Annotated in this window: 16 protein-coding genes; 10 read left to right on the top strand and 6 right to left on the bottom strand. The window is 71.0% G+C overall.

Annotation, left to right across the window (positions count from 1 at the left end; all coding sequences use genetic code 11):
• The first annotated feature begins 56 nt into the window (after positions 1-56).
• The 3 genes from TBR22_RS10140 to TBR22_RS10130 all read left to right on the top strand — a co-directional run bounded on the left by TBR22_RS10140 (position 57) and on the right by TBR22_RS10130 (position 2,120).
• Positions 57-1,121, top strand: coding sequence for an NAD(P)-dependent oxidoreductase (locus TBR22_RS10140; protein WP_239492861.1), 1,065 nt, complete (start codon positions 57-59; stop codon positions 1,119-1,121).
• 74 nt (positions 1,122-1,195) lie between these two features.
• A complete protein-coding gene (locus TBR22_RS10135; protein ID WP_239492860.1) occupies positions 1,196-1,543 on the top strand; it encodes a 2Fe-2S iron-sulfur cluster-binding protein in 348 nt (115 codons plus the stop codon).
• Positions 1,544-1,742: 199 nt separating this feature from the next.
• Entirely contained in the window at positions 1,743-2,120 is a 378-nt protein-coding gene (locus TBR22_RS10130; protein ID WP_239492859.1) for a four helix bundle protein, read from the top strand.
• Positions 2,121-2,226: 106 nt separating this feature from the next.
• On the opposite strand, the gene TBR22_RS10125 is transcribed toward TBR22_RS10130, so the two are convergent.
• Positions 2,227-3,732: a peptide MFS transporter gene (locus TBR22_RS10125; protein ID WP_239492858.1), complete on the bottom strand. Its 1,506-nt coding sequence runs from the start codon at positions 3,730-3,732 to the stop codon at positions 2,227-2,229.
• Between the two features lie 107 nt (positions 3,733-3,839).
• On the opposite strand from TBR22_RS10125, the gene TBR22_RS10120 reads away from it, so the two are divergent.
• Complete coding sequence (locus TBR22_RS10120; protein ID WP_239492857.1) at positions 3,840-6,377, top strand: phosphoenolpyruvate carboxylase; 2,538 nt, start codon at positions 3,840-3,842, stop codon at positions 6,375-6,377.
• Positions 6,378-6,494: 117 nt separating this feature from the next.
• On the opposite strand, the gene TBR22_RS10115 is transcribed toward TBR22_RS10120, so the two are convergent.
• Positions 6,495-7,757 carry an efflux RND transporter periplasmic adaptor subunit gene (locus TBR22_RS10115; protein ID WP_239492856.1) on the bottom strand — a complete coding sequence of 421 codons (1,263 nt, stop codon included), beginning with the start codon at positions 7,755-7,757 and terminating at the stop codon, positions 6,495-6,497.
• A gap of 103 nt (positions 7,758-7,860) precedes the next feature.
• Between TBR22_RS10115 and TBR22_RS10110 the strand changes: the two genes are divergently transcribed.
• Together TBR22_RS10110 and TBR22_RS10105 are read left to right on the top strand one after the other, a co-directional pair.
• The gene (locus TBR22_RS10110; RefSeq protein WP_239492855.1) at positions 7,861-9,105 is read left to right on the top strand and encodes an ABC transporter permease; all 1,245 of its coding nucleotides are present in this window, start codon (positions 7,861-7,863) and stop codon (positions 9,103-9,105) included.
• The gene (locus tag TBR22_RS10105; RefSeq protein WP_239492854.1) at positions 9,102-10,382 is read left to right on the top strand and encodes an ABC transporter permease; all 1,281 of its coding nucleotides are present in this window, start codon (positions 9,102-9,104) and stop codon (positions 10,380-10,382) included. The genes TBR22_RS10110 and TBR22_RS10105 overlap by 4 nt, the downstream gene beginning before the upstream one ends.
• Before the next feature lie 15 nt (positions 10,383-10,397).
• Here TBR22_RS10105 and TBR22_RS10100 read toward each other — a convergent pair whose 3' ends face one another.
• Positions 10,398-11,096, bottom strand: a complete 699-nt coding sequence (locus tag TBR22_RS10100; protein ID WP_239492853.1) for an alpha/beta hydrolase — start codon at positions 11,094-11,096, stop codon at positions 10,398-10,400.
• A gap of 28 nt (positions 11,097-11,124) precedes the next feature.
• Here TBR22_RS10100 and TBR22_RS10095 point away from each other — a divergent pair, with 28 nt between their 5' ends.
• The 3 genes from TBR22_RS10095 (at position 11,125) to TBR22_RS10085 (ending at position 13,924) form a co-directional block, all read left to right on the top strand.
• Entirely contained in the window at positions 11,125-11,598 is a 474-nt protein-coding gene (locus TBR22_RS10095; RefSeq protein WP_239492852.1) for a metallophosphoesterase, read from the top strand.
• 122 nt (positions 11,599-11,720) lie between these two features.
• Positions 11,721-13,379, top strand: a complete 1,659-nt coding sequence (locus tag TBR22_RS10090) for a GMC family oxidoreductase (protein WP_239492851.1) — start codon at positions 11,721-11,723, stop codon at positions 13,377-13,379.
• The gene (locus tag TBR22_RS10085) at positions 13,376-13,924 is read left to right on the top strand and encodes a gluconate 2-dehydrogenase subunit 3 family protein (protein ID WP_239492850.1); all 549 of its coding nucleotides are present in this window, start codon (positions 13,376-13,378) and stop codon (positions 13,922-13,924) included. The genes TBR22_RS10090 and TBR22_RS10085 overlap by 4 nt, the downstream gene beginning before the upstream one ends.
• Positions 13,925-13,931: 7 nt before the next feature.
• Here the strand turns inward: TBR22_RS10085 and pgl are convergent, their stop codons facing one another.
• The 3 genes from pgl to TBR22_RS10070 are packed head-to-tail and all read right to left on the bottom strand — an operon-like array spanning position 13,932 to position 17,916.
• The gene (gene pgl, locus TBR22_RS10080; protein WP_239492849.1) at positions 13,932-14,687 is read right to left on the bottom strand and encodes a 6-phosphogluconolactonase; all 756 of its coding nucleotides are present in this window, start codon (positions 14,685-14,687) and stop codon (positions 13,932-13,934) included.
• Positions 14,684-16,210: a glucose-6-phosphate dehydrogenase gene (gene zwf / locus TBR22_RS10075; RefSeq protein WP_239492848.1), complete on the bottom strand. Its 1,527-nt coding sequence runs from the start codon at positions 16,208-16,210 to the stop codon at positions 14,684-14,686. The genes pgl and zwf overlap by 4 nt, the downstream gene beginning before the upstream one ends.
• Entirely contained in the window at positions 16,207-17,916 is a 1,710-nt protein-coding gene (locus tag TBR22_RS10070) for a bifunctional transaldolase/phosoglucose isomerase (RefSeq protein ID WP_239492847.1), read from the bottom strand. Before TBR22_RS10070 ends, zwf begins: the two co-directional genes overlap by 4 nt.
• A gap of 168 nt (positions 17,917-18,084) precedes the next feature.
• Here TBR22_RS10070 and TBR22_RS10065 point away from each other — a divergent pair, with 168 nt between their 5' ends.
• On the top strand, positions 18,085-18,822 hold the full coding sequence (locus TBR22_RS10065) for a DNA polymerase ligase N-terminal domain-containing protein (protein ID WP_239492846.1): 738 nt from the start codon (positions 18,085-18,087) through the stop codon (positions 18,820-18,822).
• Positions 18,823-18,833 lie beyond the last annotated feature (11 nt).

Below are 18,833 nucleotides of genomic sequence, written 5' to 3'. Positions count from 1 at the left end.
GGGCCCGCCGGCATCCGGCCCCCGCCGGATTACACTAGGGGGTTGTGGCTGACACGATGACCATCGCAGAGCCTGTGCGCGCGCCCCGGGTGCTGGTGACGGGCGGATCCGGCTTCCTCGGCATCAACCTGCTGCGCTACCTGCATGCGCGGGGATACGCGACCTCGTCGCTCGACATCGAGCCCTTCGGATACCCCGACATGACGCCGCACGTGCGCGTGGTGCTCGGCGACATCCGGAAGCGCGCCGACGTGGACACCGCGCTCGAGGGCTGCACGCACGTGGTCCATTGCGCCGCGGCGCTGCCGCTCTACTCGCCCGAGGACATCCACACGACCGACGTCGTCGGCACCCGCATCATGCTGGAGGCGTCGCGCGACCATGGCGTCGCGCGGTTCGTCCACATCTCGTCCACGGCCGTCTACGGCATCCCGGACCACCATCCCCTGAAGGAGGATGACGCGCTGCACGGCGTGGGCCCCTACGGGATCGCCAAGGTCGAGGCCGAGGGGGTCGCCGAGAGCTTCCGGAAGGCGGGCATGGTGGTGCCCGTACTGCGGCCCAAGTCGTTCATCGGACCCGAGCGCCTCGGCGTGTTCGCGCTGCTGTACGACTGGGCGCTCGACCAGCGCAACTTCCCGATGATCGGCAACGGGCGCAACCGCTACCAGTTGCTCGACGTCGAGGACCTGTGCGAGGCGATCGTGCGCTGCCTCGAGTTGCCCGTCGAGGCGGTGAACGACACGTTCAACATCGGCGCCAAGGAATTCCTCACCATGCGCGAGGATTACCAGGTGGTGCTCGATCGCGCCGGGTTCGGCAGGAAGATCGTCGGCTTCCCGGCGGCCCCGGCCATCTGGGGCCTGCGGTTCCTCGAGGCGCTCGGGGTATCGCCGCTGTACAAGTGGGTCTACGAGACGGCGTCGAAGGACTCGTTCGTCTCGATCGAGAAGGCCGAGCGCCAGTTGCAGTTCACGCCGAAGTACTCGAACCGCGACGCGCTGCTGCGGAACTTCGAGTGGTACATCGCGCACAAGGATTCGTTCGCGCAGGCCTCGGGCATCTCGCACCGGGTGCCGTGGAAGCAGGGCGCGATCGGGCTGTTGAAGAAGTTCTTCTAGGGATTCGCGGATCGGGTTCCGCGGATCGCGGATCGGAATGCCGGGCGATCGACGCCGCGGCCAGAGGGATACAGATGCCGAAACTGACGATCGAGGGAGTGGGGACGTACGACGTGCCGCAGGGGCAGCGGCTGGTGCTGGCCATCGAGCAGCAGGGCGTGGACATCCTCCACGCCTGCGGCGGCAATGCCCGCTGCACCACCTGCCGCGTCGAGTTCATCGAGGGCGAGCCCTCGACGATGACGCGCGCCGAGAAGGAGAAGCTCGAGCAGAAGGGGCTCACGGGCGTGCGCCTCTCGTGCCAGATCGCCTGCGACCACGACATGACCGTGCGCGCGATCAGCCGCCTGGAAGGCTCCGGCCGCGCCGACGCCGGCGGCCCGCCGGATCCGGCGATCCAGCCGCCGCCGGAGTGGGTGTGAGGCTGGCGGCTCGGTCGTGAGTCATCAGTCATGAGTCATGAGTCATGACCGGCAAGGACTGAAGGGGCAAGGGGCAAGGTAGAAGGACAAAGGAGCCGGATGGCAGTTTCTGCCTCCGGCTCCTCGTCGTTGTGATGGCAGGTCTTGACTCGCCGCCGTAGGTCGGCGACCGGCAGATGGCGTTTTGTGAGGTGGCGCGTTGGCACACGCGCTGCAGAAGGTCTGCGACATGCGACATGACATCCATGATCGCGCCTTCGTGTTTGCCGTGCGCGTCTGCGCACTCAGCGACGATCCGTGGTTCAAGGACATCGTTCGCCGGGCCATCAGCCGACAGCTCGTGGCGTCGGCGACGTCGGTAGGCGCAAACCTGTCGGAAGCCACGGCGGCGCAGTCGAAGCCCGACTTCGTTGCCAAGGTGGCCATCTCGAAAAAGGAAATCGGCGAGGCGCAGTGGTGGCTGCGCCTCGCCGAAGCCGTCGGGGTGTTCGAGAAGCCTGTCCTGCAGGAGCTGCGAGTCGAAGCCACGTCGGTCGGGCAGGTGATCTCCGCGATCTCCCGATCAGCGCGCAGATGACAGCCGGCACCGCCCCTGGGTCTTCTCCCCTTCTCCCCTTGTCCCTTGCCCCTTTCCCCTTTGCTCGTCATGAGTCATGACTCATGAGTCATGACTGTGGCTCCCGCTACTTCACCCCGTGCATCAACCGGTTCAGCACCGGCGACACCGCCAGCAGGATCACGCCCGAGATCACCAGGGCCCAGAAGCCGAACGTGTACCCGCCCAGTGCCGAGGCCGTCGTCATGCCGGTCTCGCCGCTCACGTACCCGGCGAAGATGCCCGACAGGTTGTTGCCGATCCCGGTCGAGAGGAACCACCCGCCCATGCCGAAGCCCACCAGGCGCACCGGCGCGAGCTTGGTGACCATCGAGAGGCCGATCGGCGACAGGCAGAGCTCGCCCACCGACTGGATCACGTAGACCATGAAGAGCGTCCAGAACGGGATCTTGCCGGCAGCGTCGACCAGGCTCGAGAGCGCGAACATCAGCAGCAGGAACGCCAGGCCGTTGAACACCAGGCCGAGGCCGAACTTGCGCGGGATCGACGGGTTCCACTCCCCCAGCTTCACCCACACCCAGGCCACCACCGGCGCCAGGCCGATGATCGCGATCGAGTTGACCGACTGGAACCAGGCGACCGGGAACGTCCAGTCGCCGAACTGCCGGTCGACGATCTTGTCGGCCAGGAAGGTGAACGAGCTGCCCGCCTGCTCGAAGAACATCCAGAACATCACGTTGAAGGCGAAGATGATCAGCATCGCGATCGCCTTGTCGCGCGCCACCGGCCCGTTGCGCACGCCCTCGGCCAGCAGCAGCGCGCACAACCCGACGAACATCGCGGTGAGCACGTACTGCAGCGTCGTGGCGCCCAGTTGCGCCAGCAGCACCCACATCACCGGGATGGCCACCAGGCACCCGACCGCCACGTAGGCCACCGTCTGCACGCCCTCGAGGCCGACGACCGGCGCGCCGATGCCCTGCAACTGCCGGCGCCCGAACCAGAACCACACCAGGCTCACCAGCATGCCCAGGCCCGAGGCGATGAACACGTACTTGTAGGCCGGCATCGCCGCCGTGCCGAACACCTGCTCGGCCAGCCAGCCGGTCAGGACGGGCGCGAGGAAGGCCCCCGCGTTGATGCCCATGTAGAAGATGGTGAAGCCGGAGTCGCGCCGCCCATCCGATTGCGCGTAGAGCTTGCCGACCATCGCGGAGATGTTCGGCTTGAACAGGCCGTTGCCGACGATCACCGTGGCGAGGCCGAACTCGAAGATCCGCGGGTCGGGCACCGCGATCATGAAGAGCCCGCACGCCATGATCACCGCACCGAGCAGGATCGACCGCTGGTAGCCGAGGATCTTGTCGGCCACGTAGCCGCCGAAGATCGCCGCCGCGTAGACCAGTGCGAGGTACGCGCCGTACAGCTGGCTGGCCGGCTCCTCGCCCGTCGGGCTGCCGGCATGGAACTGCGCGACGATGTAGAGGACCAGCGCCCAGCGGATGCCGTAGAAGGCGAAGCGCTCCCAGAACTCCGTCATGAACAGCATCCACAGCGGTCGTGGATGCCCCAGCACCTCGCCGAACGCCGGAATCGGCGCTTCGGCCGAGGTCGAACCCGTGCCTCCGCTCATGCAGGCTCCTTCGTCGCGGCGCAGGTGCCGGTCCGGGCCCGCTCGTATCGCGACATAAGCGACACAAATAGCACAGGTACGCGCGCCATGCCGCCTAGAATGAGCGGATGCCCGTGGCGCCGCCGCCCGCTCCCGATTCGCAGGGTCCCCTTCGTCGCGACGTCCGCCTGCTCGGCGAGTTGCTCGGACACGTCATCCTCGAGCAGGAGGGCCAGGCCCTCTACGACGCCGAAGAGCGCGTGCGCCAGACCTCGCGCGCCGGCGACTTCGACGCCGTCAAGGACCTCGTGGCCGATCTGCCGATCGACGAGCAGGGCCGGCTGGTGCGCGCCTTCTCGCTGTACTTCCAGTTGGCCAACCTCGCCGAGCAGCACCACCGGATCCGTCGGCGCCGGCAGTACGCCGTCGAGCGCCGGGTGGCCGCCGAGTCGCTCGACGCCGCCTTCCAGCAGTTGCAGGCCGCCGGCGTCACGAGCGGGCAGCTGCGCGACGCCTCGCGGCGCGTGTCGCTCGAACTGGTCCTCACCGCGCACCCCACCGAGGCGACGCGGCGCACGGTGCTGACCGCGCAGTTGCAGATCAGCGCGTTGCTGCACCGCCTCGACGACCCGCAGCTGTCCGATCCGGGCCGCCGCGACATCGAGGACGCGCTCGCCGAGCAGATCACGACGCTGTGGCAGACCGACGAGACCCGCGCCAAGCGGCCGCGCGTCGTCGACGAGATCCGCCACGGCCTGTGGTTCTTCGAGCAGAGCCTGTTCGACGTCGCGCCGGCACTGGTCGGCGACTACCGGCGCCGGATCCCGGGCGCGCCCCTGCCGCTCCGCTTCGGCAGCTGGATCGGCGGTGACCAGGACGGCAACCCCAACGCCGGCCCGGCGACACTCCGAGCCGCGGCGCACCGTGCGCGAGAGCTCGTGCTCCGCCGCTACGCCGACGAGGTGCGCGAGCTCGCGCGCACGATGGGTGTCTCGCGCACGCTGGTGGAGGTCAACGAGGCCCTGCTCACCTCCATTGCCGCCGACGAGCAGCGCCTCCCCGGCCTCGGCACCGGCGAGAGCACCGCTTCGGCCGACGACGAGCCGTACCGACGCAAGCTGTGGCTGATGCACCACCGCCTGCTGGCGACGGCGGAGAACCAGCCGGGCGGCTACGGCCACGTCCACGAGTTCGTCGCCGACCTCGAGGTCATCGACGCGTCGCTGCGCGCACATCGCGGCGAGCGCATCGCCAACGGGCGCCTGGCCGCGCTCCGCCGGCGCGTCGAGCTCTTCGGCTTCCACGTCGCCAAGCTCGACGTGCGCGTGCATTGCCGCGACCTGACGGCGCAGGCCGATCGCGTCAAGGAGACCTTGCAGGTGGTGGCCGACCTGCAGCGACAGCACGGCCCCGCGGCGTGCGACACGCTGATCCTGTCGGGCACGACAGGCGCCGAGCCGGTGCTGCAGGCCGTGGAGCTCGCGCGCGGCGCGGGCCTCACGATGTCGATCGTGCCGCTGTTCGAATCCATCGACGACCTGCAGCGCGCCGGCAGCATCGTCGAGGCGCTGGCGACCTCGCCGGAGTACGGCGCGGTACTCGAGGCCAGGCGACGCCGGATGGAGGTGATGGTCGGCTACTCGGACTCGGCCAAGGACGGCGGCTACCTCGCCGCGCAGTGGGAGATCTACCGCGCGCAGGAAGACCTGTCGGCCGTTGCGGCCAGGCATCGCCTCGAGCTGACGATCTTCCACGGTCGCGGCGGCAGCACCGGGCGCGGCGGCGGCCCCACCCACGCCGCGATTCTCGCGCAGCCTGGCGGCCACGCCCGCGGGCGCCTCAAGCTGACCGAACAGGGCGAGACCATCTCGTTCAAGTACGGCCTGCCCGGCCTGGCGTATCGCAACCTCGAGGCGGCGCTCTCGGCGACGCTGCTGTCGGTCTTCCCGAACGTCACGGGGTCGAGTGCGCCCGCCTACGGCCGCGAGCTGATGGCGCAGGCGGCGCGCGCCTCGGAACAGGCGTTCCGCGCGTTCGTATGGCAGAACCCGGCCTTCGTGCCGTTCTTCCGGTCGTTCACGCCCGTCGACGAACTGGCGCTGCTCGAGATCGGTTCGCGGCCGGCACGCCGGCCGTCGGCCGATGCCGAGTACCTGCAGTCGTTGCGGGCGATTCCCTGGGTGTTCTCGTGGACGCAGAACCGGTCGCTGCTGCCGGCGTGGTTCGGGTGCGGGAGCGGCCTGGCGCCGCTGCTGGAGACGCCGCAAGGCCTCGAGCAACTGCGGCGCCTCTATCGCGACTGGCCGTTCTTCCGCTCGATCGTCGAGAACCTGGAGATGACGCTGGCCAAGTCGAGCCTCGAGATCGCCAAGGCCTACCTCGACCTCGTGCCGGAAAGCGCCGATCCCGACGGCCACTTCGCGCGCATCGCCGACGAACACGCGCGCACCACCGACGTCGTGCTGCGCATCGTTGAAGCGGACCGCCTGCTCGATCGGCACCCGGTCGTGCAGCGCACCATCCGCCTGCGCAACCCCTACGTCAACCCGATCAACGCCATGCAGGTGGCTCTGCTGCGCGCGCACCGGGGCGGCGACCCCGACGCCGCGCGCCCGCTGGTGCGGACGATCGCCGGCATCACGGCGGGGTTGCGGAATTCTGGCTGATGAAGCCGGGATCACTGACCGTCGACGTGAACGTCGACGGCCACGAAACGTGCTGTTCGTGGGCGCCGACGTTTACGTCGGCGCTCCGCCATTGCCGGCGTTCCCGGCATCGCGGCATCACTTCCTGGCCGCGGTCACCTTGTCGCCGTCCTTCAGCGTGCGGAGCACCTGGAAGGGGCCTGAGACGACTTCGGTGCCGGGCTCGACGCCGGCCACCTCGATCAGCAGCCCGCCGATGATGCCGGTCTTCACCGGCACGAACCGCGCCGTGCCGTCCTTGACGACGAAGACGCCGGTCGCGTCGTCTTCCCGCCCGGCGAGCTGACGCAGCACCACCGCCTGCAGCGGCACGACGATGGCGTTGGGCCGCTCGTCGGTGAGGATCTCGGCGTCGCAGGTCAGGCCGGGACGCAGGCCGGTGTCGGCATCGGTGATGCGCACGACGACGCGGAACTCGCGCGCCGCGGCCGTCGCAGCGGCGCCGGTCGGCGGTGGCAGCGCGCCGGTACCGATCTCGATGACCTTGCCGCTGAACGTGCGGCCGGGCACGGCGTCGAGCGAGACGGTCGCCGGCTGCCCGAGCTTCAGGCGCATCACGTCGGCCTCGGCGACCTTGATCTCCGCGTTGATGTCGGTGAGGTCGGAGATGGTCATCAGCGTGGTGCCCGGCTGGTTCTGGATGCCGATCACGACCATCTCGCCCTGCCGGACCTGCATGCGCGACACCACACCGTCGATGGGCGAGGTGATCTCGGTCTTCGAGAGGAGGTCGCCGGCGCCGGCGGCCTGGGCGCGCGCCTGCTGCTGACGGCGCTCGGCGGTCCGGATGCTCTCGTCGGCCCGCGCGACCGCCGCCTGGGCGGCGGCCAGCTGCGCCCGGGCGCCATCGGCGGCGGCCTGGGCGGTGTCACGCTCGGCAGCCGAGACGAGCCGTTCCTTGAACAACGCCTCGACGCGCCGCTGGTTCGCCTCCGTCTCGGCGACGCGGGCGCGGGCGGCCTCGATGTCGGCGCGTGCCGCGCGCGCCTGCTCACGAGCCGCCACCTGCTCGGCAGCGAGGGCCTGGACGCCGGCCGTGGCGGCATCGCGCTGGCTGCGCGCCTGCACCGGGTCGAGCCGCGCGAGCACCTGGCCGGCGCGGACCTGGTCGCCTTCCTTCACGCGCAGGTCGTCGATGCGGCCCATCACGCTCGACCCGATGTCGGCGTAGCGATCGGCCACGATCTCGCCCGAGGCGGTCACGAAGGCCTGCAGGCGGGGACGGCGCGTCACGGCGGCCGTGTCCACCTCGATGCCGGCCGGGCCACGACGGGCGACGAGGGCTGCTGCTGCCACGAGCCCCAGCACCAGGGCTCCGATCACGAGGGTGCGTCGACGCATTGCCGGCTTAGGACGCGCACGAGGTCGGGCGAGTCCCGGACCTGGCGCAATCTCCGGCATGATGATGCACCGGGACGCCCCCGTCGGGCGTCAGAGCAGCCACGTGCCCGCGCCCCGTTCCCTCACCCGCCTGCGCAACGCGCTCACGCAGGCTGCCGCCACCGCCCGTGGCAATCCGCTACGGTCGTCGCTCGCGACGCTGGCCGTCGCGACCGCGGTGGCCACCATGCTTCTCACCACCGCGGGGCTGGAGGGCGTGCGCCAGTACGCGCTCGCCGTCGGCGCCCGGACCGTCGGCAGCAACACGTTCGTGGTCGCGCAGGTCGTCGCCGGTCAGTTGAGTCGGCAGGAAGTGGCGGACCGCCTGCGCCGCAATCCGCCCATCCGGCGCGCCGACGCGCGCTACCTCGATCGAGTGGCTCGCGAGGCAATCCTCGTCGCGCCGACGACGCAGCGAGCCGCCGACATCAGCGCCGGCGGGCGCAAGTACGAGGCGGCCAACGTCAACGGGACGACGGCGGAGCTGTCGCGCATCCGCGACCTCGACATCGGCGAGGGCCGCTTCTTCCTCCCCGCCGAGGACCAGCAGGCGGCGCAGGTGGCCGTGATCGGCAACGAAATCGCGACCACGTTGTTCCCGGCATCCGACCCGCTCGGGCAGGTCGTGCGCCTCGGTGGGCGCGGCTTCCGCGTCATCGGCCTGGTGCGTCCGCAGGGCACGGGCGGCGGCGTCTCGCTCGATCGCTACGTGTACATCCCGCTGACCGCGTTCGAGCGCACCTTCGGCGCACCGGCGACGCTGCAGGTCTTCGCCACCGGGCGCAACATTCCCTCCGAGGAAGCCGAGGGCGCGGCGCGTGCCGGCATGCGGGCCCGCCGGCAGCTGCAACCCGGCAGGCCGGACACGTTCGACATCCTCTCCCCCGAGGCCGCCCGGACGTTCGTCCTCCGGCTGTCCGACCGCATCGGCGCGGCCGCCATCCCCATCGCCTTCATGGCCCTGCTCGCCGCGGTCGTCGTGGTGACCAACACGGTGCTGGTGTCGGTGGCGCAGCGGACGCGCGAGATCGGCATCCGCCGGGCGCTCGGCGCCACACGCAGCGAGGTGACGACCGAAGTGGTGGCCGAGGCACTGCTGACGGCGGTGGTCGGCGGGGCCATCGGGCTGGCGGTGGCCTGGGGCGTGCTCTCGCTGGCCGGCCGGCTCGCCGGTCTCGCCCTGCCGGTGCCGCTGACGACCGCGCTGTGGAGCCTGGCCGCGGCGGGCGGCGCGGGCGTGATCGCCGGCTGGTACCCGGCGCGCATCGCCTCACGCATCGACCCGATCGAGGCCCTGCGACAGGAATGAGTCACGCGCGCATGGGCATGTCGCAGCGGCTCCGGCTGTGGCGCGAGATCGTCGGGCTCGCCTTCTCCTCGGTGCGCGCCAACCTGTCGCGGTCGATCCTGGCCAGCGTCGGGATCGTCATCGGCATCGTCACCGTGGTGCTGGTCGCCTCGGTGCTCGCCAACGTGCGCAATCAGGTCGCGCTCCTGTTCCGGGAGCTGGGCACCGAGAACATCTTCGCGTTCCACCTGACGGGCGACCCGTACGCGGCGGCGTCGGAGCGGGAGGCCCAGCGCAAGCCGCTCCAACCCGAGTTCGCGCCGGTCATCGCGCGGCTCGCCCCGTCGGTCCGGGAAGTGGCGGTGCAGGTGATCGTGCCGACGGTGATCGACGGCCGGCCGCTGGTGGCCCGGGCCGGCGGCGCGGAGTCGGACACCGTGCTGGTCGAGGGCGCCTCGCCGAACCTGTACGAGGTGATCGGCGCCGAGTTCGCCGCCGGGCGGCCGTTCACCGAGCTGGAAGACCGCTCGGGCGCCCGGGTGTGCGTGATCGGCGCGAGCCTGTCGCGCGCGCTCTTCGGCGGACGCACGGCGGTCGGGCGCACGCTGCAGCTCTCGGGCGACACTTACACGGTGGTCGGCGAGATCGCGCCGCGCAGGGGCGGGTTCTTCGGCGAGAACCGGCAGGACTCCGTGCTGGCGCTGCCAACCGGCACGGTGAAGCGCCGGTACCCTGGCGTGGATCGGACCGTGCTCTACATCCGGGCGAAGCCGGGCCTGCGCGAAGCGGCGCGTGCCGAGGCCGATTTCGTCCTGCGGCGGCTCCGCGGCCTCGCGCCCGACGCCCCCAACGACTTCAACCTCTCGTCGGCCGACCAGATCATCCGCACGTTCGACCAGGTGAGCGCCGCCATCGGCGCCGTCACGGTCGCGCTGGCGGCCGTGAGCCTGCTCATCGGCGGCATCGGCATCGCCAACGTGATGGTGATCGCGGTGACCGAGCGGACGCGTGAGATCGGCGTGCGCCTCGCGCTCGGCGCGCCCCGATCCGCGGTGCTGCAGCAGTTCCTGGTGGAAGCCGCCGTGCTCTCGGGCATCGGCGGGCTGGCCGGCGTCCTGCTCGCGGTCGGCCTGGGCCTGCTCGCCTCGTTGTTCGTCAGCGGGTTCTCGGCGGTGCCCCCGGGATGGGCGGTCGCGGCGGGGCTGGGCATGTCGATCGGCACCGGCATCCTGGCCGGGTACCTGCCGGCCCGGCGGGCCGCCCGCCTCGATCCCGTCGAGGCCCTGCGCTACGAGTGATTCACGCGCCGGCGCTCACGGATTGGCCGCCGCGGTCGGGTTCACCAACCGCGCCACGAAGCCGCCCACCTCGGTGCCCACGTCCGACGACCAGGCGTGGCCGCCCACCACCTCGTAGGGCTCGACGACGACGAACCGCCCGGCCAGCATGTCGAGATCGGCCTTGAACTTGTCGGCCGTGTAGTACGCGTCGTCGCGGCCGCGCCCGATCAGCACCGCCGGGCACTGCGTCAGCGGTCGCACATGCAGTTCGGGCGGGACGTCGCCACCGAACACGGCGAGGCCGTCGACCCGTCGCGCCCCGAGCACGGCGGCGCGCCAGGCCATCGCCACCCCCTGCGAGTAGCCGATGTACACGAGCGCCTGCGGCTCCCCGGTGTGGTGGATGGCCTCGGTCACGACGCTGCGCACGTAGCGGAGGTTGTCCTCGATGGCGTCCTCCCGATCCTGCGACGTCATCCAGCTGGCCACGACCTGGCGGGAGCGGTCGTAGAAACGGTGCAGCCCCTGGATGCTGACCAGCGTCCAGTTGGCCAGTTCGGGAATCGCCTCGAGCCGTTCGAGATGGGCCTCCGCCGATTCGCCGTACCCGTGGAAGCCGACCGCCATCGGTGCATTGCGAATCGGCCCCAGGTCGGGCGACTCCGGTACGCGCAGGAGGTAGCGGCCGTGAATCGGAGTGACGATGGCGAGATCGCGTGGCGAGGTGGACATCGGAATCGATCGATGCAATACAAGACGCATGCCGACGACGGTGGGCCTCATTTCCGATACACACGGGCTGGTGCGCGCATCGGCGATGCATGCCTTGAACGGGGTCGCGTTGATTTTGCACGCTGGCGACGTCGGCAGTCGCGACGTCCTGATCGAGCTCGGTGCGCTGGCGCCGGTCCACGCGGTCTTCGGCAACGTGGACGACGCGCACACGCCGGGGCTGGAGGCCCACCAGTGGTTGACCGTCGAGGGCTGGCAGGTCCACGTCAGTCACGGCCACGAGCTGCGCCGCCCGGACCCGGAGGCCCTCCTCCATCGCTACCGGGATGCCGGGATCATCGTCTTCGGTCACACCCACCGCGCCCTGGTGCACCGGGCCGGCGGCCGCCTGGTCATCAATCCCGGCGCGGCCGGGCCGAAGCGCTTCGACGTGGTGCCCAGCGTCGCGCGCCTCACCCTCTCGCCTGGCCAGGCCGACGTGGAGATCATCGAGCTGACGTGAGGGGTCGCTCACGGCTCACGCTCACGGCGGCAGCTCGAGCTCCCAGCGCTGGCCTCGGGCGCCCAGTCGCCGAAGGTCGTCGCCTGGCATAGACTGGCCGCCATCCAGGAGAGGACGCGCACATGGCGCAGGACTACGACGTGATCGTGGTGGGCTCGGGTGCGGGCGGCGCGACCGCCGCGCTGGTGCTGGTGAACGCAGGCGCGCGGGTGCTGATGCTCGAGGCCGGCCGCATGCTGACCCCGGCTGCCGATTTCATGTCCCACCAGATGCCGTGGGACTTGAAGTTCCGCGGCGAGGGGCCGCCGGGCAAGTACGACGGGCTCTGGAAGATCAACGAGTACACCGCGCACCTGTACACCAATCCTCGCGAAGACACCTACGACGCGCCGGATCGCTTCCACTGGACACGGCTGCGGGCGGTCGGCGGTCGCACCAACACCTGGGGCCGCTCCTGCTTCCGTCACGGGCCGCTGGACTTCAAGCCGGCGTCGCGACAGGGGTACGGCGACGACTGGCCGCTCGACTACGAGGACCTCGCGCCCTACTACGACAAGGTGGAGCGGTTGGTGGGCATCGCCGGCGAGGCCGACCGGTACACGAACATGCCCGACGGCATCTATGCCGGGCCACCGCACCCGTGGCGCTGCACCGAGCGCGACCTCAAGGCGGCCTGCGACCGGATTGGCGTGCCGGTGCTCAGCGAGCGGACGGCGGCCCTCAGCGTGCCGCACGACGGCCGACCGAAGTGCCACTACTGCTCCGGGTGCGGCCGTGGCTGCCCCGTCGGCGCGCGGTTCAGCACGCTGGACGCGATCGTGCCGAAGCTGCAGGGCCGACCGAACTTCACCCTGCGAACCCATGCCGTGGCGCGTGAGGTCCTGGTCGACGATCGGGGGCGCGCCCGGGGCGTGGCCTTCATCGACGCCCGCACCCGGCAGGACGAGGAGGTGACGGCGCGGGCCGTGGTGCTGGCGGCGAGCACCGTGGAGACCGGCAGGCTGCTCCTCAACTCGCGGTCGCGGCAACACCCCGACGGCCTGGCCAACTCGAGCGGCCGGTTGGGCCATCACCTGATGGACACGATCAAGAGCGGCCCGATGGTCGGCATCCTGCCGACGTGGCGCAACCGGCCGCGGGTGAACGACGACGGCGCCGGTGGCAGTCACGCCACCATCCCGCGCTTCAACTACGGGCGACGCACCGGGTACCACGGCGGCTACTTCATCCTGCTCGGCACCGGCTTCGGCCGCAGCGCCACGGCGGCGCAGGGCATCCCCGGCTACGGCGCGTCGCTCAAGGACGAGATCTACAGCCGCTACGGCAGCGTGCTCTCGCTGCGCGGCTACGGCGAGTGCCTGTCACGCTACGAGAATCGCTTCGAGATCGACCCGGCCCGCACCGACGCGTTCGGGATCCCGCAAGTCCGGTTCACCTGCGGTCACGGCGACAACGAACGCCGGATGATGGACGACATGTACGGGTGGATGGAGCAGATCCTCCGTGCTTGTGGCGCCGAGATCCTGCCCTACGAGAAGCGACTCGAACCGCTCGGCGACGCCACCCACGAATGCGGCACGGCCCGCATGGGGATCGACCCGAAGACCAGCGTGCTGAACCGCTGGGGCCAGGCCCACGACGTGCCCAACCTGTTCGTGACCGACGCCAGCGGGTTCGTGACCAGTCCCGGCACCCACGGCATCACCACCTGGATCATGGCGCTCGCCTGGCGTGCCAGCGAGTACCTGGCCGAGGGCCTGCGGACGGGAGATGTGGGATGACCGACCTCAACCGACGACTCGTGCTCGCGCTCCTCGGCGCCGGGATCGCCCGGGTGCACCTCGAAGCCGCCGCCGGCGCACTGGCGCGCTGGCAACCGTCGCCAGGGCCGTACCAGCCGACCTTCTTCACCGCGGACGAGCACCGCCTGCTCGAGGCGCTCTCCGAGTGCATCATCCCGACGACGCCGCGGTCGCCCGGCGCACGCGCGGCGCGCGTGGCCGAGTTCATCGACCTCGTGGTGGCGCATGGCCCCGGCGCGACGCAGGACGACTGGCGAACCCAACTCGCGGCGTTCGATGCCACGTGCACGCGCACGGCCGGCGGCCCCTTCGCCACGCTCGACGAGGCGGCACGACGACGCGTGCTCGACGCGGTGAGCGCCCGCGAGCGGGCGCTGGACGGCGACGACGTGCGGGCGTTCGCACGCGTCAAGCAGGCCACCATCGACGCCTACTACACGTCGGAGATCGGCTTGCGGCAGGAGCTCGGCTACCTGGGGCCGCAGATGCTCGCGACGTTCCCGGGCTGCCAGCGGCAGGCCTAGGCGGCCGTCACTCGCCGAACAGCGCGGCGCGATCGACGAACCATGCGACGTCGCCGGGGGCGTCGAGCAGCAGCGTCGCTGGCGCATCGGCCAACGGCGAGTCCTCGCCGAGCACCCGCACGAGGGCCTGGTGCTTGTCGATGCCGGCCACCAGCACCAGGATCGTGCGCGCGGCGCGGATGACGCGTGGCGTGATCGTGAGCCGCCATGTGTCCATCGCCGGCACGTGCACGGCGGCGGCGCAGGGGCCGGCAGCGAGGTCGCCCTCGAGCAGGGGCGAGCCCGGGAACAGCGAGGCCGTGTGGGCGTCGGCGCCCATGCCGAGCAGCAGCAGGTCGAAGGTCGGCGCCGGGCGCTCCTGGCGGGCTGCGAGGGCGCGCAGCGCCTCGTCGTAGGCCGACGCCGCCTCGGCAGGCGAACGCTCCCCTTCGAGGCGATGCACCTGCGACGCGGGGATCGGCACGACGTCGAGCAGCGACTCCCGCGCCATGCGGTAGTTGCTCTCCCGGTCGTCGGGCAGCACCGTCCGTTCGTCGCCGAACCACGCGTGGACGTGCGCCCAGCCGTCGAACGGGAGCGCCGCGAGCGCCTGGTACAGCGCCGCGGGCGTGCGCCCGCCGGCCAGCGCCAGGTGCGCCTCGCCCCGCCACGCCATCGCGGCCTCGATCACCGCCAGCACCTCGCTGGCGGCCGCCGCGGCCAGGGCATCGGGCGTCGCGGCCAGGCGCAGCACGGCTCCACGCGGCATGCCGATCGTCGTCACGGGCGGCGCCACTCGCGGCCGTCGCGCTCCAGCAGTTCGTGGGACTCCTCGGGCCCCCAGCTCCCCGACTCGTAGCAGGGCGGCGCCGGCTGCGACTGCCACGCTTCGAGAATGGGCATCACCACCTGCCAGCCGACCTCGGTGCTGTCGGCGCGGTGGAACAGCGTCTGGTCGCCGGTGAGCGCGTCGTACAGCAGCGTCTCGTAGCCGGTCGACGGCGTCTGCGCGAAGGCATCGTCGTACTTGAAGTCCATCGCGACGGTCTCGAGGTCCAGGGCCTGGCCGGGGACCTTGGCATCGACGTGGAGCGTGATGCCCTCCTCCGGCTGGACGCGGATCACCAGCACGTTGCAGTTCAGGCTGCGGACCCCCGTGTCGCGGAACATCATGAACGGCGGCTGCCGGAAGTGGACGGCGATCTCCGACACGCGGCGCGCCAGCCGCTTGCCGGTGCGGAGGTAGAACGGCACGCCGGCCCAGCGCCAGTTCTCGATCTGCAGGCGCAGGGCCACGAAGGTCTCGGTGGTCGACCCGGCCGCCACCCGGTCCTCCTGTGGGTAGCCCTTGACCGGGACGTCCTTGACGCGACCGCTGGCGTACTGCGCCCGCACCACGTCGCGCTGCACCATCGCCCTGGTGAACGGCGCGATGGCCTGCAGCACCTTGAGTCGCTCGTCACGCACGGCATCGGCGTCGAAGGAGATGGGCGGCTCCATCGCGGTGAGGGCCAGCAGCATGAACAGGTGGTTCTGCACCATGTCGCGCAGCGCGCCGGCCGCGTCGTAGTAGCCGCCGCGCGATCCGATGCCGTCCGACTCGGCGACGGTGATCTGCACGTGATCGACGTACCGGCGGTTCCAGATCGGCTCGAAGATGCTGTTGGCGAACCTGAAGATCATCAGGTTCTGCACGGTCTCCTTGCCGAGGTAGTGATCGATTCGGTAGATCTGCCGCTCGTTCAGCACGGCGGCCAGCGCCCGGTTGAGCGCCTGCGCCGACGCCAGGTCGCTGCCGAACGGCTTCTCCACGATCACGCGCCGCCAGCCGCCGGCGGCGGCCTCGTCGAGCAACCCGGCCTGGCCGAGTCCGGCGGCGATCGGCGCGAACAACTGCGGCGGCGTCGCCAGGTAGAACAACGCATTGCCGCCCGTGCCGTGCTCGGCCTGCAGTTCCGCCAGGCGGGCGGCGATGTCGGCGTAGAGCGCCGGCTGCTCGACGTCGCCGACGACCACGCCGATGCGCCCGAGGAACCAGCCACGTTCTTCATCGGTGAGCGGCGTGTCGAGGTGCTCGTCGGCGGTCCGCAACACGTCCTCGGCGAGCGTGCCACCCACGTCGGCCTGGCGGATCACCGCGAGGAAGGCGAACCCGGCGGGCAGGGCGTCGGCCCGCCGCAGGTTGATCAGCGCCGGTACCAGCTTCCGGCGCGTGAGGTCGCCGGAGGCGCCGAACCCGACGAAGACGGCCGGGTCGGCCGGCGTGATGGGTGCGCGACGCGACGGGCCGGTCGTCGGTGTGCTCACTGGTACGTCGCCTCCACCGCCTGCCGCAGCGCCTGCAGGCCGGCGAACACGTCGGGGCCCAGGTGCACGCGCAGGGCGCGCCTCCCCCGTTCCTCGAGGACGCCGAAGTCGCCGCGCGCCTGCGCCGCCTTGACCACGCCGAACGTGAAGTCACGCCCGGGCACCTCGAGATCCTGCGCGTCGTCGCAGGTGATCTGCAGGAACACGCCGGAGTTGGGGCCGCCCTTGTACGCCTGTCCGGTCGAATGCAGGAAGCGCGGCCCGAAGCCGAGGCAGGTGGCCGCGCCCGACTGCGCACGTATCACCGCGCGAATCTCCTGGAGCGCCGCGACGTTGTCGGTGGTCATGTCGATGTAGGCGAGCAGGGCCACGTAGTCGCCGCCGCCGATCCGCTTCAGGTGCGCAGCGATGGCTTCGCCGGGCGTCGCCACCGGGCCGAGGGCGCGGACGTTGGCCTCGTCGGCGAAGATCGCGAGGTCGGCGTCGAGCACCACCGGCGCCTCGGCGGGCAGCGCCCCCTCCTTCTCGAACGCGTCGGTCAGCGCTCGCGTCTTGATCTTGCTCGCCTCGACGTCGGGCTGGTCGAACGGGTTGATGCCGAGGACCGAGCCGGCCACGGCCGTCGCGATCTCCCAACGGAAGAACTCCTGGCCGAGCGCGTACGCGTCGCGCACGTCGATCTGCACGACCGGCTGGCCGGCGCGGTTGAGTTGCTCGACGAACGCGTCCTGCGCAGCCTCGGGCGCCGAGGCGAGGCGCACGTAGACGAACAGCCGGTCGGCGCCGTACGTCGAGGCGTCGCCCTCGGGCTCGAGGTCGACCGGGATGACCGCCGTGCCGTTCTTGCCAGTGGACTCGGCCACCAGTTGCTCGAGCCACGCACCGAGCGGGGCGATGTCGGGCGAGGCGATGATCGTCAGCTTGTCGCGGCCCGCGAGGGCGGCCTCGCCGATGACGATGCCGAGGGCGACGCCCGGGTTGTTGGCGGCATCCTCGCGACGGCACGCATCGGCCATCTGCGCGGCCTCGCCGAGCAGCCGCGCCACGTCGACCCCACCGAGCGCCGCCGGCACCGTGCCGAACGCCGACAGCACCGAGAAGCGGCCGCCCACCGTCGGCTCGCCGAACGCGATGGCCCGGAACCCGTCGCGCTCGGCCACTTTCTGCATCTGCGATCCCGGATCGGTGATCGCCACCACGTGACGGCCGGCCGCCTCGGCGCCGACCACCTGCACCAGGCGGTGGAAGAAGTACGCGAGGAACACGTTGGGCTCGAGCGTGCTGCCCGACTTGCTGGCCACCAGCACGAGCGTCGTGCTGAGGTCGACGGCCTCGTCGAAGCGCTTCACCTGGGCCGGGTCGGTCGAGTCGAGCACGTGCAGTCGCGGCGCCCCCGGCGCCCCGCCGATCACGCGCGACACCACCTCAGGGCCCAGGCTCGATCCGCCCATGCCGAGCAGGAGCACGTCGGTGAAGCCCTCGTCGCGGATGGCCTGCGCCAGCGCGGCGCGCGCCGGCAGCTCCTTGCGCTGCTGCTCGATGACGTCGAGCCAGCCCAGCCACTTCTCCTCGCCGCTGTTGGTCCAGAGCGACGCGTCCTTGGTCCAGAGCCGGGCCACGCGACGCTCGGCCGTCCAGAGTGCGAGCGTGCGGGCAATCGCCTCGGCCAGCGAGCCGGGCTGCAGGGTAAGCGGGGTGGCAGTCACGGCGACCAGTGTAATCCGGCCCGGACGGGACCTCGGGCACCGGGCACCGGGCACCGGGCGCCGGGCGCAGCGCGCCGGACATCGGGCACCGGGCGTAGCCGTCGCCCCTGGGCGACGGGCAGCCAATGCCGCTGAGGCGGCCTCGCACCTCTCGCGGTAGGCTTGCCCATGGCCCTCGAGGAATATCGGCGCAAGCGCGACTTCACGAAGACGCCCGAGCCGGCAGGCGATACGGGCGCCTCGGCCCGGGACGTGCCCGCCCGGTTCTTCTGCGTGCAGAAGCACCTCGCCACGGCGCTGCACTACGACTTCCGCATCGAGCACGAGGGCGTCCTGCTGTCGTGGGCCGTGCCCAAGGGCCCCTCGCTCGATCCCGCGACCAAGCGGCTGGCGATGCACGTCGAGGACCACCCGCTGGAGTACGGCGAGTTCGAGGGCGTGATCCCCGAGGGCTACGGCGCCGGCGTCGTCATGCTCTGGGACGTCGGCACGTGGGAGCCCGAGACCGACGACGTGGACGCCGCCCTGAAGAAGGGCGACCTCAAGATGAAGCTGAATGGCTACAAGTTGAAGGGGTCGTGGGTCCTGGTACGAACCCGGGGATGGGGCGAGCGGAAGGCCGCCAAGGACGACGGGCGGTCCTGGCTGCTCATCAAGCACAAGGACGAGTGGGCCGGCCAGGTCGACATCACCGAGTTCGCCCCGAAGAGCGTGAAGAGCGGCGGATCGTTCCGCGAGATCCTCGCGCAGGACGCGCCCGACGTATGGCTCAGCAACCGCGGCAACACGGGTGACGCGTCACTCGAAACGCTGGCCGAGGTGCTGCGCAAGCTCGACACGATCGAGCCGCTGCCCGGGGACAAGACTCGAGCCGCCGCCAAGGGCACCGCGAGAAAGAAACGCTAGCCAGGCCGTCC

This window comes from Luteitalea sp. TBR-22 (assembly GCF_016865485.1).
Classification (GTDB): Bacteria; Acidobacteriota; Vicinamibacteria; order Vicinamibacterales; family Vicinamibacteraceae; genus Luteitalea.
The sequence above is the reverse complement of the archived record's forward strand: the minus strand, read 5'-3'. Positions and strand labels throughout refer to the sequence as shown.

Coding starts and splice junctions, on each gene's coding strand:
- TBR22_RS10140 (WP_239492861.1), top strand. CDS start 57: ATGACCATCGCAGAGCCTGTGCGCGCGCCCCGGGTGCTGGTGACGGGC.
- TBR22_RS10135 (WP_239492860.1), top strand. CDS start 1,196: ATGCCGAAACTGACGATCGAGGGAGTGGGGACGTACGACGTGCCGCAG.
- TBR22_RS10125 (WP_239492858.1), bottom strand. CDS start 3,732: ATGAGCGGAGGCACGGGTTCGACCTCGGCCGAAGCGCCGATTCCGGCG.
- TBR22_RS10120 (WP_239492857.1), top strand. CDS start 3,840: ATGCCCGTGGCGCCGCCGCCCGCTCCCGATTCGCAGGGTCCCCTTCGT.
- TBR22_RS10115 (WP_239492856.1), bottom strand. CDS start 7,757: ATGCGTCGACGCACCCTCGTGATCGGAGCCCTGGTGCTGGGGCTCGTG.
- TBR22_RS10105 (WP_239492854.1), top strand. CDS start 9,102: ATGAGTCACGCGCGCATGGGCATGTCGCAGCGGCTCCGGCTGTGGCGC.
- TBR22_RS10100 (WP_239492853.1), bottom strand. CDS start 11,096: ATGTCCACCTCGCCACGCGATCTCGCCATCGTCACTCCGATTCACGGC.
- TBR22_RS10095 (WP_239492852.1), top strand. CDS start 11,125: ATGCCGACGACGGTGGGCCTCATTTCCGATACACACGGGCTGGTGCGC.
- TBR22_RS10090 (WP_239492851.1), top strand. CDS start 11,721: ATGGCGCAGGACTACGACGTGATCGTGGTGGGCTCGGGTGCGGGCGGC.
- TBR22_RS10085 (WP_239492850.1), top strand. CDS start 13,376: ATGACCGACCTCAACCGACGACTCGTGCTCGCGCTCCTCGGCGCCGGG.
- TBR22_RS10065 (WP_239492846.1), top strand. CDS start 18,085: ATGGCCCTCGAGGAATATCGGCGCAAGCGCGACTTCACGAAGACGCCC.